The sequence below is a fragment of the Bacillus sp. CECT 9360 genome (assembly GCF_918741275.1).
Classification (GTDB): domain Bacteria; phylum Bacillota; class Bacilli; order Bacillales; family DSM-1321; genus Peribacillus.
The window spans coordinates 208,353-224,624 of record NZ_CAKKNA010000004.1 but is presented as its reverse complement, the minus strand read 5'-3'; the positions used below and the strand labels follow the sequence as shown (position 1 = coordinate 224,624).

16 protein-coding genes are annotated in these 16,272 nt (G+C 44.1%); all 16 read right to left on the bottom strand.

Annotation, left to right across the window (positions count from 1 at the left end):
- Window positions 1-35: 35 nt before the first annotated feature.
- The 16 genes from LQ216_RS06545 to LQ216_RS06470 all read right to left on the bottom strand — a co-directional run bounded on the left by LQ216_RS06545 (window position 36) and on the right by LQ216_RS06470 (window position 16,202).
- On the bottom strand, window positions 36-440 hold the full coding sequence (locus LQ216_RS06545; RefSeq protein ID WP_230128012.1) for a F0F1 ATP synthase subunit epsilon: 405 nt from the start codon (window positions 438-440) through the stop codon (window positions 36-38).
- 25 nt (window positions 441-465) lie between these two features.
- Entirely contained in the window at window positions 466-1,863 is a 1,398-nt protein-coding gene (gene atpD, locus LQ216_RS06540) for a F0F1 ATP synthase subunit beta (RefSeq protein ID WP_230128009.1), read from the bottom strand.
- 85 nt (window positions 1,864-1,948) lie between these two features.
- Window positions 1,949-2,809, bottom strand: a complete 861-nt coding sequence (locus LQ216_RS06535; RefSeq protein ID WP_230128006.1) for a F0F1 ATP synthase subunit gamma — start codon at window positions 2,807-2,809, stop codon at window positions 1,949-1,951.
- A gap of 34 nt (window positions 2,810-2,843) precedes the next feature.
- Window positions 2,844-4,352 (bottom strand): F0F1 ATP synthase subunit alpha, encoded by a 1,509-nt coding sequence (gene atpA / locus LQ216_RS06530; RefSeq protein ID WP_230128003.1) that lies wholly within the window; start codon window positions 4,350-4,352, stop codon window positions 2,844-2,846.
- A gap of 25 nt (window positions 4,353-4,377) precedes the next feature.
- Entirely contained in the window at window positions 4,378-4,914 is a 537-nt protein-coding gene (locus LQ216_RS06525) for a F0F1 ATP synthase subunit delta (protein ID WP_230128000.1), read from the bottom strand.
- Window positions 4,911-5,432 (bottom strand): F0F1 ATP synthase subunit B, encoded by a 522-nt coding sequence (atpF, locus tag LQ216_RS06520; RefSeq protein WP_230127997.1) that lies wholly within the window; start codon window positions 5,430-5,432, stop codon window positions 4,911-4,913. The genes LQ216_RS06525 and atpF overlap by 4 nt, the downstream gene beginning before the upstream one ends.
- Window positions 5,433-5,596: 164 nt before the next feature.
- Complete coding sequence (atpE, locus tag LQ216_RS06515) at window positions 5,597-5,809, bottom strand: F0F1 ATP synthase subunit C (protein WP_117307387.1); 213 nt, start codon at window positions 5,807-5,809, stop codon at window positions 5,597-5,599.
- Between the two features lie 63 nt (window positions 5,810-5,872).
- Window positions 5,873-6,568 (bottom strand): F0F1 ATP synthase subunit A, encoded by a 696-nt coding sequence (gene atpB, locus LQ216_RS06510; RefSeq protein ID WP_230127994.1) that lies wholly within the window; start codon window positions 6,566-6,568, stop codon window positions 5,873-5,875.
- A gap of 22 nt (window positions 6,569-6,590) precedes the next feature.
- Complete coding sequence (locus LQ216_RS06505) at window positions 6,591-6,959, bottom strand: ATP synthase subunit I (RefSeq protein ID WP_230127992.1); 369 nt, start codon at window positions 6,957-6,959, stop codon at window positions 6,591-6,593.
- A 327-nt stretch (window positions 6,960-7,286) separates the two neighbouring features.
- Window positions 7,287-9,515 carry a S8 family serine peptidase gene (locus LQ216_RS06500; protein WP_354958575.1) on the bottom strand — a complete coding sequence of 743 codons (2,229 nt, stop codon included), beginning with the start codon at window positions 9,513-9,515 and terminating at the stop codon, window positions 7,287-7,289.
- Window positions 9,516-9,699: 184 nt separating this feature from the next.
- Window positions 9,700-10,329 (bottom strand): uracil phosphoribosyltransferase, encoded by a 630-nt coding sequence (gene upp / locus LQ216_RS06495; protein ID WP_230127988.1) that lies wholly within the window; start codon window positions 10,327-10,329, stop codon window positions 9,700-9,702.
- Between the two features lie 476 nt (window positions 10,330-10,805).
- Window positions 10,806-12,047 carry a serine hydroxymethyltransferase gene (glyA, locus tag LQ216_RS06490; protein ID WP_230127985.1) on the bottom strand — a complete coding sequence of 414 codons (1,242 nt, stop codon included), beginning with the start codon at window positions 12,045-12,047 and terminating at the stop codon, window positions 10,806-10,808.
- 325 nt (window positions 12,048-12,372) lie between these two features.
- Complete coding sequence (locus LQ216_RS06485) at window positions 12,373-12,957, bottom strand: TIGR01440 family protein (protein WP_230127982.1); 585 nt, start codon at window positions 12,955-12,957, stop codon at window positions 12,373-12,375.
- Window positions 12,958-12,989: 32 nt separating this feature from the next.
- Window positions 12,990-13,436, bottom strand: coding sequence for a ribose 5-phosphate isomerase B (gene rpiB, locus LQ216_RS06480; protein WP_230127979.1), 447 nt, complete (start codon window positions 13,434-13,436; stop codon window positions 12,990-12,992).
- A 1,008-nt stretch (window positions 13,437-14,444) separates the two neighbouring features.
- Window positions 14,445-15,734 (bottom strand): methyl-accepting chemotaxis protein, encoded by a 1,290-nt coding sequence (locus LQ216_RS06475; protein WP_230127976.1) that lies wholly within the window; start codon window positions 15,732-15,734, stop codon window positions 14,445-14,447.
- A 15-nt stretch (window positions 15,735-15,749) separates the two neighbouring features.
- Window positions 15,750-16,202 (bottom strand): low molecular weight protein arginine phosphatase, encoded by a 453-nt coding sequence (locus tag LQ216_RS06470; RefSeq protein WP_230127973.1) that lies wholly within the window; start codon window positions 16,200-16,202, stop codon window positions 15,750-15,752.
- Window positions 16,203-16,272 lie beyond the last annotated feature (70 nt).

Here is a 16,272-nt window from a genome sequence, read left to right as displayed (position 1 = left end):
TATCCATATGATTTATATCATGGATAGTGCTTTTGTTAGAAGTTTCGTTCTGCAATTGTAATGCGGTTGAGGGCGCGCTTTAATGCAAGCTCCGCTCTCTTTGTATCAATATTGTCCTGTTGATCCTGCAAGTTTTTTTCAGCACGGGTTTGGGCAGACTTGGCACGCGCGAGATCGATGTTTTCCGCTCTCTCAGCTGATTGAGCAAGAATCGTAACGACATCCGGTCGTACTTCAAGAAAACCGCCGTTCACTGCAATATATTCAGTCTGGTTCCCTTTTTTCAAACGAACAGCACCGATTTGCAGTGGAGCAACCAACGGGACATGGCCTGGCAAGATACCAAGCTCCCCGCTTTGCGCTTTTGTACTAATCATTTCGACTTCAGCATCATATACTGGGCCATCGGGAGTAACAACACTGACTTTTACCGTCTTCATTTAAATACCCTCCTTGGTCCCTTCATTAAGCCATTTGCTTTGCGTTTTCAATGACTTCTTCGATTCTTCCAACAAGACGGAATGCATCTTCAGGAAGATTATCATACTTACCATCGAGAATTTCCTTGAAGCCTTTAACTGTCTCTTTTACCGGTACATAAGAACCTTTCTGTCCAGTAAATTGTTCAGCTACGTGGAAGTTCTGCGATAAGAAGAATTGAATACGGCGGGCGCGGCCAACAACAAGCTTATCTTCGTCACCAAGCTCATCCATACCAAGGATTGCAATGATATCTTGGAGCTCTTTGTAGCGCTGCAATGTCTGCTGTACTTGGCGGGCCACTTCATAATGCTCTTCACCGACAATTTCAGGAGAAAGGGCACGTGAAGTTGAAGCAAGCGGGTCAACCGCCGGATAGATACCCATCTCGGAAAGCTTACGCTCAAGGTTCGTTGTTGCATCCAAGTGAGCGAAAGTTGTAGCCGGAGCCGGATCCGTATAGTCATCCGCAGGCACGTAAATCGCTTGAATCGATGTTACGGAACCCACGTTTGTAGATGTAATACGTTCTTGTAATTGTCCCATTTCTGTAGCAAGGGTAGGCTGGTAACCTACAGCTGATGGCATACGGCCGAGTAAGGCGGAAACCTCAGAACCCGCTTGTGTGAAACGGAAGATGTTATCGATGAAGAACAAAACGTCCTGTCCTTGCTCATCACGGAAATATTCTGCCATTGTCAGACCGGTTAGTGCAACACGCATACGTGCGCCTGGTGGCTCATTCATTTGTCCGAATACCATCGCTGTTTTCTTGATAACGCCTGAATCAGTCATCTCATGGAAAAGGTCATTTCCTTCACGAGTACGCTCTCCGACGCCGGCGAATACCGAAATACCGCCGTGTTCTTGCGCGATGTTGTTAATAAGTTCCTGGATTAAAACCGTTTTACCAACACCCGCTCCACCGAATAGACCGATCTTTCCACCTTTAATATATGGTGCAAGAAGATCAACTACTTTGATACCCGTTTCCAAAATTTCCACTTCCGTAGAAAGGTGTTCAAAAGTTGGCGCTTGTCTGTGGATAGGGTCTCTGCGGCTATCTGCTGCAAGCGGTGTATCAAGATCGATGTTTTCGCCAAGTACGTTGAATACACGACCGAGAGTAACGTCACCTACTGGTACCGAGATTGGTGCACCACTGTCAATAACTTCAGCACCACGAGTTAACCCGTCAGTGGATGACATCGCAACTGTACGGACTGTATCATCGCCTAGATGAAGGGCTACTTCAAGTGTTAAATTAGTGCCAGACGCTGTTTTTTCAATTCTTAAGGCATTGTAGATCTGAGGAAGCTGACCGCTCTCGAATTTAACGTCAACAACCGGACCCATAACTTGGGTAATGCGTCCTTTATTCATCTTGTTCCCTCCTAACATTACTTATCAAATCGGCATTAGGAGGCCACTAGTACCTTTGCCCCCATAGCCTTAAAGCGTGTTTACTCTATTCCAATGCAGCTGCGCCGCCGACAATTTCAGTGATTTCCTGTGTAATTGCAGCCTGACGAGCACGGTTATATACCAATGATAGGCTGTCGATTAGATCTGCCGCATTATCCGTTGCATTTTTCATTGCCGTCATACGAGCGGCATGCTCACTTGCTTTTCCATCCAATAATGCACCGTAAATCAAGCTTTCCGCATATTGAGGAAGAAGGACTTCTAAAATCTCTTCTGCCGATGGCTCAAATTCATACGAAGTCAAGCCCCCGGAAGCTTCGATTTCCGTTAACGGAAGAAGTTTCTTCTCGGTAACATCCTGCTGAATGGCGCTGACATAATGGTTATAGTACATGTAAAGTTCATCATATACCCCTTCAGAGAACAAACCGACTGCAGACTTTGCGAGTTCACTGATATCAGCGAAAGAAGGCTGGTCAGAAACTCCAACGACTTCAAGCTCTACATTCATCTTGCGGCTTACGAAGAAGTCACGGCCTACCCTGCCGATTGCAATGATTGCATACTCTTCCGGTGAATTATGCCGATTCTTTATCGTTTGGAAGACTTGGCGCAGGATACTGCTGTTATAAGCTCCAGCCAAGCCCCGGTCCGATGTGATGACCAGGTAGCCGGTCTTTTTAACTGGACGGGATACCAGCATTGCATGCGAGGAGGCTCCACTGCTGCCGCTTGCGATACTGGCGACAACTTCCTGGATTTTTTCCATGTACGGGACAAATGCTTTCGCGTTTGATTCGGCACGGCTCCATTTAGAGGCGGACACCATCTGCATTGCTTTCGTAATCTGGCTTGTTTTTTTCGTCGAATTTATACGACTTTTTATATCACGTAATGATGCCATTCATTTTCACCACCTTTTACAATTTTTAGACCGATTACTCAGAAATAGCGAAAGTCTTTTTAAATTCGCTAATTGCGGCAACAATTTCATCCTCTTTAGGCAGGTCGCCTGTCGTACGGATGTGGTCTAATACTTGCTGGTGGTTATGGTCTAGAAAGCTATGAAAATCTTCTTCAAAGCGGCGGATGTCCCCAACAGGAATATCATCTAAATGACCGCGTGTTAAAGCGAAAAGGATCATAACTTGCTTTTCTACCTTAATCGGCTTGTTCAAGTCCTGCTTTAGCACTTCAACGGTACGCGCACCGCGATTAAGCCTGGCTTGAGTAGCCTTATCAAGATCAGATCCGAATTGAGAGAAAGCTTCCAATTCACGGAATGCTGCAAGGTCAAGACGCAGTGTACCTGCAACCTTCTTCATCGCCTTGATTTGTGCAGACCCACCAACACGGGATACAGAAAGACCGGCGTTGATCGCAGGACGAACACCCGAGAAGAACAAGTCGGACTGTAAGAAAATTTGTCCATCTGTAATGGAGATAACGTTTGTTGGAATATAAGCGGAGATATCCCCTGCTTGCGTTTCAACGAACGGTAGAGCTGTAATCGAACCTGCTCCATGAGTGTCGTTCAGCTTAGCTGCGCGTTCCAATAAGCGGGAGTGCAAGTAGAATACATCCCCTGGGAAAGCTTCACGGCCCGGCGGACGGCGTAGTAATAGAGAAAGTTCACGGTATGCAGATGCTTGTTTAGAAAGATCATCATAAACAACCAGAACGTGCTTGCCGTTGAACATGAATTCTTCAGCCATAGAAACACCGGTATAAGGGGCCAGGTAAAGAAGCGGAGCCGGTTGGGAAGCAGAAGCTGTTACAACGATTGTGTAGTCAAGGGCACCATGCTTACGAAGAGTTTCAACAGTTCCGCGAACCGTAGATTCTTTTTGGCCAATCGCAACATAAATACAAATCATGTTTTGGTCTGCCTGGTTTAAGATTGTATCGATTGCAACGGAGGTTTTACCCGTTTGGCGGTCTCCGATGATTAATTCACGTTGTCCGCGTCCGATTGGCACAAGTGCATCGATCGCTTTAATGCCTGTTTGCAGTGGCTCATGAACAGATTTACGGTCCATAACCCCAGTTGCCGGGCTTTCAATAGGACGAGTTTTCGTAGTGTTTATTGGCCCAAGACCGTCTACCGGTTGTCCAAGCGGATTCACTACACGTCCGACTAATTCCTCACCTACAGGTACTTCCATGATACGTCCGGTACGGCGAACCTCGCTGCCTTCCCGAATTTCGCTGTAAGGTCCAAGAATAACGATACCAACGTTATTTTCTTCAAGGTTTTGTGCCATACCCATGCTGCCATTTGAGAATTCGACGAGTTCTCCAGCCATGACATTATCTAAACCATGCACGCGTGCGATACCATCACCAACAACGATTACAGTACCGACGTCGCTTACTTGAATTTCCGACTGATAATTTTCAATCTGTTTTTTAATCAGTGCACTAATTTCTTCAGCTTTGATGCTCATGAATTTCACCCCTATCTAATGAATGTTAACCTAACAGTCCTCTTTCAAGACGTTCAAGCTTGCCGCTTACGCTTCCGTCAAAAATGCGGTTGCCGATGCGAAGCTTAATTCCGCCCAGAACACTGCGGTCTACAATATTTTCAATTCGTAATGTTCGTTTTCCCACTTTAGCTGCAAATGCAGAAGAAACGGCTTCCCGTTCATTGTCGGTTAACGGGCGTACAGAATAGACAAACGCGTCAGCCACCGAGTTTTCTTCATTAGCAAGCTCAATAAAACTGGCGGCCATTTGCGAAATCACATCTGTGCGGTGACGATCCGTCATCAACAATAATGTATTCTTCACCTGGCTTGATAGATTTGCGAACGCTTCGTCAATCAACTGCCTCTTCGCTTCAGCAGACACCTTCGGATGCTGTAGGAAGGTTTGAAGTTCGTTGTTGGTTGAAAATACTTCTTTAACTGCCCGGAGCTCTTCCTCAATGGAATCCAGGAGATTTTGCTCTTTGGCTATTTCGAAGAGAGCTACGGCATAACGCTTCGCTACTGATGTATCGCTCATCTCTCTTCTCCTGCCTCTTGGATATACTCATTGATCAGTTTTTCCTGATCAGCTTCGGAAAGTTCTTTTTCGATAACTTTGGAAGCAATCAATACGGATAAGGAAGCAACTTGCTCGCGTAAAGCCGTAACCGCTTTTTCCTTTTCCTGCACGATTTCACGTTTTGCCGATTCTTTCAAACGTTCGGCTTCAGAACGTGCCGCTATAATAATATCCTCGCGCTGCACTTCCCCTTGTTTTTTTGCGTTTTCGATAAGTTGTCCAGCTTCTACGCGCGATTGTTTTAGTAATTCGCGCTGTTCTTCTAAATGCTTGCTTGCTTCCGCTCTGTTCGCTTCAGCCGCCTTGATTTCGTTTGCAACGTGTTCTTCACGTTGAGTCATGATGCCCATTAACGGACCCCATGCATATTTCTTAAGTAACGCTAACAAAATGAGGAACATCGTAAGCTGGAATAAAATATCTCCACCATTGAAGCCGCCTGCTGATGCCCCCAATACTAAACCATTTGTTAACACACCATTCACTCCCTTCAGAAGTTATTAATACGCCGAGTAAAATTCTTCTTATAACGAACGTTTATTAAACACTGTATAGGAAATACTGTGATTTATGGACATAAAGGAATGGCGAAGGGCCACATGGAACGCACTTCGCCATTTTTGAATTGTGAAAACTTCTATTATTGACCTACTACCATGAACGCGATAACTACCGCGATAATAGGCATTGCTTCTACTAGACCTACCCCGATGAACATTGTTGTTTGAAGCATGCCGCGAGCTTCTGGCTGGCGAGCGATACCTTCTACTGTTCTAGAAACGATAAGACCGTTACCAATACCTGCACCTAGTGCTGCTAAACCAATTGCGATTGCTGCTGCTATAAGACCCATTATAAATATCCTCCTTAAGTTGTTTGCATTTTTTTTATTATTTTAGTTCATAATGAACTTATATTAATGGTCGGAACTGACTTTGTGAGCCAGGTAAACCATTGTTAACGTAACGAAAATGAACGATTGGATGGCCCCTACGAAAATACTGTATCCCATCCAGACGATTGAAGGGATGATTGCCCCTATCAATCCAAAGAAACCACTTGCAGCCAATGTTCCCGCCAATAAACCAAGCAGAACTTCACCTGCGTAAATGTTACCGTATAAACGCAAACCGAGAGTCAGCGTATTTGAAAACTCCTCGATTAATGTCATCGGGTTTTTATAGGCTTTGAGGTAACCCTTGAAGCCTTTCATTTGGATCCCGTAATAGTGCGTTAAAGATATGACCATAACTGCGAGAGTCAAAGTTACAACCGGATCGGCTGTCGGCGATTTCCACCATAGATAATGATCGTGTACAACCGCAAATGGAAGCCCCAGCATATTCGACACGAATAGATACATGAGCAAGGTCATCCCCAGCAATTGGAAGCGTCCACCCGTTTTCCAATCCATCGAACTGCTTATCATGTTTTTAACAAAATCCATGACCCATTCCATAAAATTCTGCATGCCCGTCGGTTCCATCGCAAGCTTTCGGGTACCAAGGACAGCGATTAAGAACACAACCGCAGTTGCGACAGTAATCATTAAAATATTACTCAGGTTAAAGGTTAACCCCATAAATTCAGTTGTTGGTGATAAATGATTCAACGATATTCACCTCTCTTCCCCGCTATCGACGTTTTAACTGTATGAGATAATCTATAGCAATGACAATATAAGCTGTCATTAATCCCAGCACCACACTGATTAAATTGAATTGTTGGGGATATGCGAGCGCAATAATCGCAGCAAGGGCAGCAGACGCCATCCTGGACATCGTCCCTAATGACCTGAACTTCCCCCCCGAGCTGATAGCTGCATTAAACGCGTACATTCTCCGCATGATCAGCCATAAATTAAAAAAGCTGAAAGCCGTGCCAAGCGCTAATCCCGCAAAAATAGGCCGGAAATCGGTCAATCCCCATCCGAGGACGCAAATTGCCAGGAGATAAAGTAGATATTTAAGATGCCTGTTAAACATTAGCTGCATTTCTGGCATATTTTGAATGAGTCTCCCGAGAAATATATTGTTGAACAGTGCGGAGAATTGCATAAAAATCTGCATAAAGTCCAAAAGAGGACGATTTGATTGACTCAACTTTTGGTTCCTGCGGTTGATTAGTAGGAGGATATAAACATTTCCACTATGTATAAATGGAAAAATGAAAACCTTCTCATTTATATCCTTTGTTAGCATACAATAGGCATATATTAATGTCAACGAATCCATAGTGAAATTTGTCACAACTTCGAAATCGTTAACGAAATGTTCACATTTATTTTTCGATAAGTGATTGACAAGCCGGCTGATTCGTACATACACGATTTATTCAATTAGAATGCTTGTGTCGATTCTGTCTTCTTTTCCTGATTTCTTCGCATAAATGACCGCTTTGTAGATTCCTTTTGACGGGAGTTTATCCCTGGGAATTTCCTTTTTAATCATTCCACCTGCCTTATTCCTTCCCCAATCCATGAATCCTGCAAATTGGAGGGTCTCCATTTCGTATAAAGCAATTCCATATTCCTCCGCCCCTCGAGGTAAATACATTTCATATCGGTACATCCCCTCCTTATCGCCTGCAGCAAAATCAAAGCCCATAACCCGCGGATAATCCGGCTCTTCCTTCACATATAAAAATGGCAGACTGATGTGATTGGTTCCTTCCATCAGGGTAAGATAGCCATCATAGATGCCTTTTTTCATTTCTTTTGGATTGACTTGGAGGCCGATCGCGATTTGCTTTTTCTCTCCCGGCTTTACTGTAAATGCAGAAGGGAGATCCCAGGTAACGCCATATTCGCTTTTTGGCATGTTAAATGAATAATGCTTGATTGTTTTTCCATCGTTTTCTACTACCACTTTTTCTCCATGTTCATCTATACCCCCCTTTTTTTCATACATGCCAAAGGATAATGAGCTTGGAACGAGCAAGGAATCTGCTTTTACCGCCTGTTCGATTTGCAATCGCCCCGCTCCCTGTTCATAGGTGCGGTATAATTCCTGACCTGCTTTTTGTAAAGGTTTGGAAGTAGACATCAATGCGGATTTAACTTGTTCCGGCGTCCAGTCAGGATGGGCTTGCAAAATAAGCGCGCAGGCACCGGCAACGTGCGGGGCGGCCATGCTCGTCCCTTGCAAGGACAAATATCCAGAAGGAATCGTGCTTGTTATCGCTACTCCGGGCGCTAAGATATCCGGTTTTATTCCCCAACTGACCGTAACCGGTCCTCTTGAACTAAAATCAGCTAATTTATCTTCTTCCTTCTTATATATAAATCGTACAACATCATCTTTCTTCGTAAGAATTTGTTTTTTTAATGTTTCTCCTTCTTTTTCATTGATCGTTACCGCCCGCATGGTTGTTTTTTCTTCAATGGCTCCGATGATTTCACCTTTTGTATTATTGTAAATAATGACTGCCTTTGCCCCGGCTCTTTCTGCGTTTTTCAGCTTATCTAAAAAAGTGATTTTTCCGCGTTTAAGTAAAACCACTTTGTCTTTGACTTTACGCAATTCCTTGCTATATCCCAGCCCCCCGTAAATGATAGAAGACGAAAAGGTGAGGTCCCACTTTTTCGAGCCTTGAAGCGGAAGCAAGCGGATTTTCTGTTTCTGCCCGCCTAAGCCTGTGACAAGATATGGAACTTCAAGCGGCGGGGTCGAAGCGCCTACTGATATCGCTTTCTCAGCTGTTCCCGGTGATCCGACCGTCCAGACGTCAGGGCCTGAATTTCCATTTGATGTGACAGCAATAATCCCATGATCAACCGCTTTATTCAACGCCTGAGAAATGGGCAGGTCAGGGCCGTTGATATTATTGCCCAATGAGAGATTCAGGACATCCACCTTATCTTTGATAGCAGCATCTATCGCAGCGAGAACTTGCTCTGTGTTGCCAACACCACCCGGACCGAGAGCACGGTAAGCAAAAATCTCCGCTTCCGGCGCAACTCCTTTCATTTTGCCATTTGCCGCAATGATCCCCGCGACATGCGTTCCGTGAACAGTGGATAAGGGTCCGCCGCGATCCTTTGACTCCATTGGATCGTCATCTCCGTCAACAAGATCACGCCCAAAATGGTAAGATCTCCGTAGGTCCGGGTGCTCATAGTCTATTCCGGTATCGATCACGCCAACCTTGACTCCCTTTCCCGTAATTCGCTGATGCTTTTCATCAAATAAATGACGGATCTTGTCCGCACCAATAAAAGGGACACTTTCTTCTATGTCTGCATGATAATAGGAAACCTGAGATACATAGCTAATCCGGCTTTCCTTTTTGAGCTTCGCGATTTCTTCCGGTTTCCCGGTAACTGAAAACCCGGATAAAGCGTACTGATAAATGTGACCTATCTTTAATGGAGAATATTTTTTTACGAGGGATTGGATGGAGGCTTGGTCTGCCGGGCGCTTTAACGCGACGATAGCCGTCATTTTTTTCGCTGGATCCTCTATCTTAGGCAGCGGAGGAATGCGGACAGCCGCAAGCGGGGCTGACATTGGGATGAGTAAAAACAATACCAATAACAGAAAAATGATTTTTCGTTTCACAATGACGCCTCCTTTTTTACATAGGATTTCACTGCGGAAATAAGCTATGCAAAAAAGGAGGCATTAGGAAAGTGGTGCTATTTGGTTACAAACGACCAACGGAGCCATTTTAATCCCTCAGACCTTGTCGCGAAGATGGTCATTATCTGTATCGGTTTGGTCATTTGATTCGACTCCGCTGGGGTTACTTCGTTCCGAACAATCTGTCACCGGCGTCACCGAGCCCAGGAACGATGTAGCCGTGGTCATCCAACTTCTCATCCAGTGCTGCGATGTAAATATCCACATCCGGGTGAGCGGCTTTCAATGCCTCCACACCTTCAGGGGCGGCAATTAAGCACATAAATTTAATATTTTTTGCTCCGCGTTTTTTAATAGAGTGTATCGCTTCAATCGCTGATCCCCCTGTTGCAAGCATAGGGTCAACGACGATAAATTCCCTTTCTTCGACATCGCTAGGGAGCTTGGCATAATATTCTATCGGTTTTAATGTTTCGGGATCTCGGTAAAGACCGATGTGACCGACTTTCGCAGCCGGTATTAATTTCAGGATGCCATCGACCATCCCGATTCCCGCTCGCAGGATTGGAATCACTCCAAGCTTTTTCCCGGAAAGCATTTTAACTTTTGCTTTTCTAACTGGTGTTTCAATTTCCACTTCCTCAAGCGGCAAATCCCTGGTAATTTCAAAAGCCATTAACGTTGCGACTTCATCCACCAGTTCGCGAAATTCCTTTGTACCTGTTTTAATATCTCGTATGTAAGCTAGTTTATGTTGAATTAACGGGTGATCAAACACAAATACCTTTGCCATGAAAAGAATCTCTCCTTTTAATTGTTATTTTTTCGGATTCGCACAATATCAGACTTCTACTCATTTTACAGAAAAAGAAATAAGAAAGGAAGGAGATTGTTCTCCTTTTTTAAATAAGGCTCTGTTAAACGATAATGTTGTTTTTGGGAAGGGAATCTGCGAGACTCCTGGAAAATGCATACGCATTTTCTCGTGCGGTGTCTATTCAAGGATGATGATTCAACGTCCTGCGGAAAAACGGGCTGGCAAGACCCCGCAGCGAGGTACGAGTGAGGAGGCTTGCCAGTTCGTCCGCGGAAAGCGAGTAGATTCCATGACCATTTGAAAATCAACAATGGAATTTAACAGAGCCTTAAATAAAGAAAACTCGTCGATTGACGAGCCGTAAGGCAGAGATTAGACATAGTGCAGAAAGGAAAGTTTATACTTTCCTTTCTGCCAAAAAACCGTTCCCCTAATAAGGGAACGGCTGATGATTAGTATGATGGGTATAGCTCGTATTTGCCTGAAAGTGCTTCGACACGCTGTTTAGCTTCTTCCAGCATTGGTTTGTCTTCATGGTTTTTAAGGACTAATCCAATGATTGCCGCGATTTCGTCCATATCCGCTAACCCAAAACCGCGTGATGTAACAGCCGCTGTTCCGATACGAATCCCGCTTGTAACGAATGGGCTTTCCGGGTCGTAAGGAATGGTATTTTTGTTTACGGTGATCCCGATCTCATCCAAAACCTCTTCCGCTATCTTGCCTGTCAGATTGATCGTACGAAGGTCCAATAATAGCAGGTGGTTATCCGTCCCACCGGAAACGAGGTTCAGTCCTTCCTTTGTTAACGCTTCGCCGAGACGTTTGGCGTTATCAATAATCTGCTGGGAGTATTGTTTGAAATCACTCTGAAGCACCTCACCAAAAGCAACGGCTTTAGCGGCGATGACATGCATCAATGGGCCACCCTGGATTCCAGGAAAAATAGATTTATCGATTTTCTTCGCGAATTCTTCTTTACATAAAATCATTCCGCCGCGTGGACCACGAAGTGTTTTATGCGTCGTAGTCGTCACAAAATCGGCAAATGGGACCGGATTTGGGTGATGCCCGGTTGCCACCAAGCCTGCAATGTGAGCCATATCGACCATTAAGTAAGCGCCGACCTCATCGGCAATCTCTCGAAACCGTTTAAAATCGATTTCACGCGGATAGGCACTTGCGCCTGCAACAATCAATTTTGGTTTATGTTGACGCGCTTTTTCCAAAACATCGTTATAGTCGATCAATTGCTTTTCCTGGTCGACTCCGTATTCCACAAAATTATATTGTACACCGCTGAAATTAACCGGGCTGCCGTGTGTTAAATGTCCGCCATGCGACAGATTCATGCCAAGAACCGTATCCCCTGCTTCAAGAATCGTGAAGTATACTGCCATATTTGCCTGCGCGCCTGAGTGAGGCTGTACATTGACATGTTCTGCCCCAAATATTTTCTTCGCACGGTCACGGGCGAGATCTTCGACCACATCGACATATTCACAGCCACCGTAGTAACGCTTGCCTGGATAGCCTTCTGCATACTTATTCGTTAAAACAGATCCTTGCGCTTCCATAACAGCTTCACTTACAAAGTTTTCAGACGCAATCAATTCAATCTTGCTTCGCTGACGCCCCAATTCTTGTTGAATCGCTTTAAAAACTTGTTCATCCTGTTTTGCTAAACGGTCCATGGAAATCCTCCTCTTGATCATAAATTTATTTGTTTTTATGTATATTTTGCATTTGGAAATCCTCCAAAAATTCTTCTCTATTTTAACACGTTCATCGTAAGAGGCATAGTCTGAATACTAATTTTTTCGAACATTTTAAGAATGACTTGTTTGAACGTTCGTCTTTTAGCGTAATATTGCTTTTCTAAAATACTTTTATTCTATATTTCGACCCAAAAAGATAGAAAAACGGCCGGTAACAAACCCAGTTGTCAGACTGCCGTTTTTGAATTTCAGGTAAAACCAATCGCGTCGAAGTTCTTCCCACTTTCAAAAGTTGGTCCCTTTAGGTACAGCTTTCATTATCCTTTCCTTTTTCATAGACCGCTCGCGCACCACCTATCAATTTCGGCCGTGTTTTCGCCATTGTCACATGGGCATGCCCAATCTCTTTCACGGTGCATCTGATTGGAACCACCACATGTTTAAGATGCATGCCGATAAAAGTATCTCCTATATCAATCCCGGCATCCGCTTTTATATGCTCGACTACGATCGCATCTTCCATATGATTATAAGCATAGGCGGCCATAGCCCCTCCTGCTGTCCGTACAGGAATAACCGAAACTTCCTCATAGCCTCGACTTCCAGCAATATCTCTCGGTATCACTAATGCCCGGTTTACATGCTCGCAGCATTGAAAAGCGATTTGCACTCCCGTAGCATGTTGAAACCCTATTAATTCTTCGTATAACATTCGGCCGACTTCCAATGATCCATCTGTACCGATGCGTTCTCCGGCAACTTCACTTGTGCTGCAGCCGATGACAAGCAATTTCTTTTCATTTAACCCGGCTTCTATTTGAAACTCTCGTAAAAGGGAATGAAATTGACTTTTCCACTCAGCTAGACTGTTTGCATCCATTTCCATGAAAAAACTCCTTTCGAGATCTTTCCGAAAAATTATTGGTTCTTCGCCTCATACTCCGTTATTTTTCCTATGCGATTCGCATGTCGGCCTGCCTCGAACTCAGAAGTCAGCCAGGTTTGCGCAATTTCCCTGGCAAGGCCCGGTCCGATTACACGTTCACCCATTGCCAAGATATTGCTGTCATTATGCTGGCGTGTTAATTTCGCGCTATACACATCATGGACAAGCGCACAACGAACTCCCTTAACTTTATTAGCCGCAATCGACATGCCGATTCCCGTCCCGCAAATTAAAATGCCTCTGTCAAACTCTCCCTTGGCTACCTTTTCAGCTACCGGAAGCGCATAATCAGGATAATCTACAGAAGTATCACACTCGCAGCCAAAATCCTCATATTGAATACCCAGTTCATCCATCAGTTTCTTGATTTCCTCGCGGATAATGAGTCCGCCATGGTCGGAAGCAATCGCAACTTTCATACTATATCCCCCTTTTTCATTAACCGATTCTTATATCGTATTATTGTGTCACAAAATTGGGAAAAGATAAAGAATCTGAAACAAGGGAAACCCGGGAGATACTAATTGGCGATTCTTTTAAGGTAGCTGGTTTGATTAGTTTGATAGCCGGAAGTTTGGGTTTTGTAGCCGCAATCTTCGTTTTGTAGCCAGTTCCTGTTTTTGTTGCTGGAATTTCGTTTTTGTAGCCGGTTTGGTCAGTTTTGTAGCCGAAACTTTGGGTTTTGTAGCCGGAATCTTCGTTTTGTAGCCAGTTCCCGTTTTTGTTGCTGAAAGTTCGTTTTTGTAGCCGATTTGGTCAGTTTTGTAGCCGAAACTTTGGGTTTTGTAGCCGGAATCTTCGTTTTGTAGCCAGTTCCCGTTTTTGTAGCCGGTTTGATCAGTTTTGTAGCCGAAACTTTGGGTTTTGTAGCGGGGATTCTCGTTTTGTAGCCAGTTTCCGTTTTTGTTGCTGAAAGTTCGATTTTGTAGCCGGTTTGACCAGTTTTGTAGCTGGAAGTTTGGGTTTTGTAGCCGGAATCTTCGTTTTGTAGCCAGTTCCTGTTTTTGTTGTTGGAATTTCGTTTTTGTAGCCGGTTTGGTCAGTTTTGTAGCCGGAAGTTTGGGTTTTGTAGCCGGAATCTTCGTTTTGTAGCCAGTTCCTGTTTTTGTTGCTGGAATTTCGTTTTTGTAGCCGGTTTGGTCAGTTTTGTAGCCGGAAGTCTGGGTTTTGTAGCGGGGATTCTCGTTTTGTAGCCAGTTCCCGTTTTTGTTGCTAGAAGTTCGTTTTTGTAGCCGGTTTGATCAGTTTTGTAGCCGAAAGTTTGGGTTTTGTAGCTGGAATTTTCGTTTTGTAGCCAGTTCCCATTTTTGTAGCGAAAATTCAAATATGTAACCGGATTTCCTTTGAGTTTTGGGACATATTTGTGATCCGGGAATGTGTATATGTTCTAATCAAAAAAAGCTTTGTTTCCAAAGCTTTTTTGTTATTTATAGTTGAAAGCGGGTGATCGTTTGCTTTAATTTGGCAGCTTGCGCTTTTAATTCATCTGCCAGTTTGTCCACATCTTCAATGACCCCAGTTTGATCCTGAGTCGCAGCCGTTACTTCTTCTGCACCCGCAGATGTTTCCTCTGCGATCGCGGCTACTTCCTGTGATTGGCGTGCGGTCATCTGGATGCTGTCCATTTGCCGGTCGACTAATCCTGTAATATCCTGAACTGCCCCAGCTACTTTGTGAACGGCCTTTGTCATTTTCTCAATAGCGGTGTTTGTTTCATTGCCTTTTTGCGCTTCCTTATTAGCGCTGTCCACCTGTTCACTGATTTGTTTTACAACACTCTGCACATCTGTCTGAATGTTTTGGATGAGCGAGGAAATGCCTTGTACCGCCTGTGCGCTTTGATCAGCAAGCATTCGAACTTCCTCAGCGACTACCGCAAAACCTTTACCATGTTCTCCAGCTCGGGCTGCTTCAATCGAAGCATTGAGGGCGAGCAAATTCGTCTGCGCAGCGATATCGCCAACCAGTTGAATGATTTGTTCAATCTTTTTCGCGTTCTCTTCCAGCCCTTTGACCGCTTGCAAAGAATGCTGATTTTCTTCAGCCAACTGATGGATTCCACTAACTAACGAATTAATGACATCCTTACTTTTTTCAAGCTCGGCAACCATTTCATGTGACGTATCGGCAGAAGCGTTTGCTTTCATCTGGACTTCTTTTGCAATCATGATGACATCTTCCACCGATTCGGCCGTATTTTGAATCGAAACCGCTGAATTATCTGCACCCAGTGATATTTCCTCAACCGTTCGCGCAATACTTTCCGCTTGTTCCGCAGCCAATGAAGAGGCATTTGAAATAGAGATTACTTTTTCATTCGTTTCCCGGAAGTTCTCTTCAATGCTCTGCACCATCCCTCTTAAATTACGAAGCATATGGTTAAAAGCAATGCCAAGGGAACGAATTTCGTCATCCGAATTTGATACTTCAACATTCACTTTAATATTTCCGTCCGCTGCTTCCAAAGCAACTCTCTCAAGCTTTTGCAATGGTTTAATAATTAATCCTGCAGCGAAGAAGGTCAGGATCGCGGACCAGACGATTCCTAACGAAAGCGTGATGGCCGTAAACAAAGCTTCACTCATTTCTTCAAAAAATAAAGGATAGAGAACATAAATAAACAAGTAGCTCGTTGAATACGTAATAAGCGCAAGAGTCGTGCTAAGAATGATCAACTTTTTTCGCAATCCTAATTTGTATGTCTTTTTTTCCCCCACGGCAATTTCCCCCTATCACCTTCCATAAAATCTAAGCTTATCGATTAACTGGTCGATCAAATCGGAAAGCTCCCGGAAGGTTTCATTGTATATGTTTTGTGATCCTCCAAATGGATCGGAAACATCTCTATCTTTTATATCGGCAAAAATAAATTCTTTTAAGGTAAAAGTTTTATCCATAGCGCTCGGATACGAATCCATGATCATCCATTTATGTGACTCTGTCATCGTAAATATATGTGTAGCCCAATTAACTTCCCGTTCCGTTAAAGGGGTCGATATGTGATTGTGTGCAATCGAATTTTCAGTTAAAACATCCTTTGCGTATGGAGAGGCGCCCTGACCAGCAGCCGCAAATACACCCGCTGATTTCACTTCGATGCCGGGTATCTTCTTGCTTCTCAATATCGCCTCTGCCATCGGGCTCCTACATGTATTTCCCGTACAAACAAATAAAACTCTTATCATGATATCCGCCTCCTTTCTGCTATTATAAGCCAAAGCCTGCTATTTAACATATTCCCCCATTTAAACATAG

Bases quoted from the DNA above. Each gene is read 5' to 3' on its own strand.
- LQ216_RS06525 (WP_230128000.1), bottom strand. From the start codon at position 4,914: ATGAGCGATACATCAGTAGCGAAGCGTTATGCCGTAGCTCTCTTCGAA.
- LQ216_RS06505 (WP_230127992.1), bottom strand. From the start codon at position 6,959: ATGCCAGAAATGCAGCTAATGTTTAACAGGCATCTTAAATATCTACTT.
- upp (WP_230127988.1), bottom strand. From the start codon at position 10,329: ATGGCAAAGGTATTTGTGTTTGATCACCCGTTAATTCAACATAAACTA.
- atpA (WP_230128003.1), bottom strand. From the start codon at position 4,352: ATGAGCATCAAAGCTGAAGAAATTAGTGCACTGATTAAAAAACAGATT.
- LQ216_RS06545 (WP_230128012.1), bottom strand. From the start codon at position 440: ATGAAGACGGTAAAAGTCAGTGTTGTTACTCCCGATGGCCCAGTATAT.
- rpiB (WP_230127979.1), bottom strand. From the start codon at position 13,436: ATGAAAGTTGCGATTGCTTCCGACCATGGCGGACTCATTATCCGCGAG.
- LQ216_RS06535 (WP_230128006.1), bottom strand. From the start codon at position 2,809: ATGGCATCATTACGTGATATAAAAAGTCGTATAAATTCGACGAAAAAA.
- LQ216_RS06470 (WP_230127973.1), bottom strand. From the start codon at position 16,202: ATGATAAGAGTTTTATTTGTTTGTACGGGAAATACATGTAGGAGCCCG.
- glyA (WP_230127985.1), bottom strand. From the start codon at position 12,047: ATGGACCGTTTAGCAAAACAGGATGAACAAGTTTTTAAAGCGATTCAA.
- atpE (WP_117307387.1), bottom strand. From the start codon at position 5,809: ATGGGTCTTATAGCAGCAGCAATCGCAATTGGTTTAGCAGCACTAGGT.
- LQ216_RS06485 (WP_230127982.1), bottom strand. From the start codon at position 12,957: ATGGAAATGGATGCAAACAGTCTAGCTGAGTGGAAAAGTCAATTTCAT.
- atpD (WP_230128009.1), bottom strand. From the start codon at position 1,863: ATGAATAAAGGACGCATTACCCAAGTTATGGGTCCGGTTGTTGACGTT.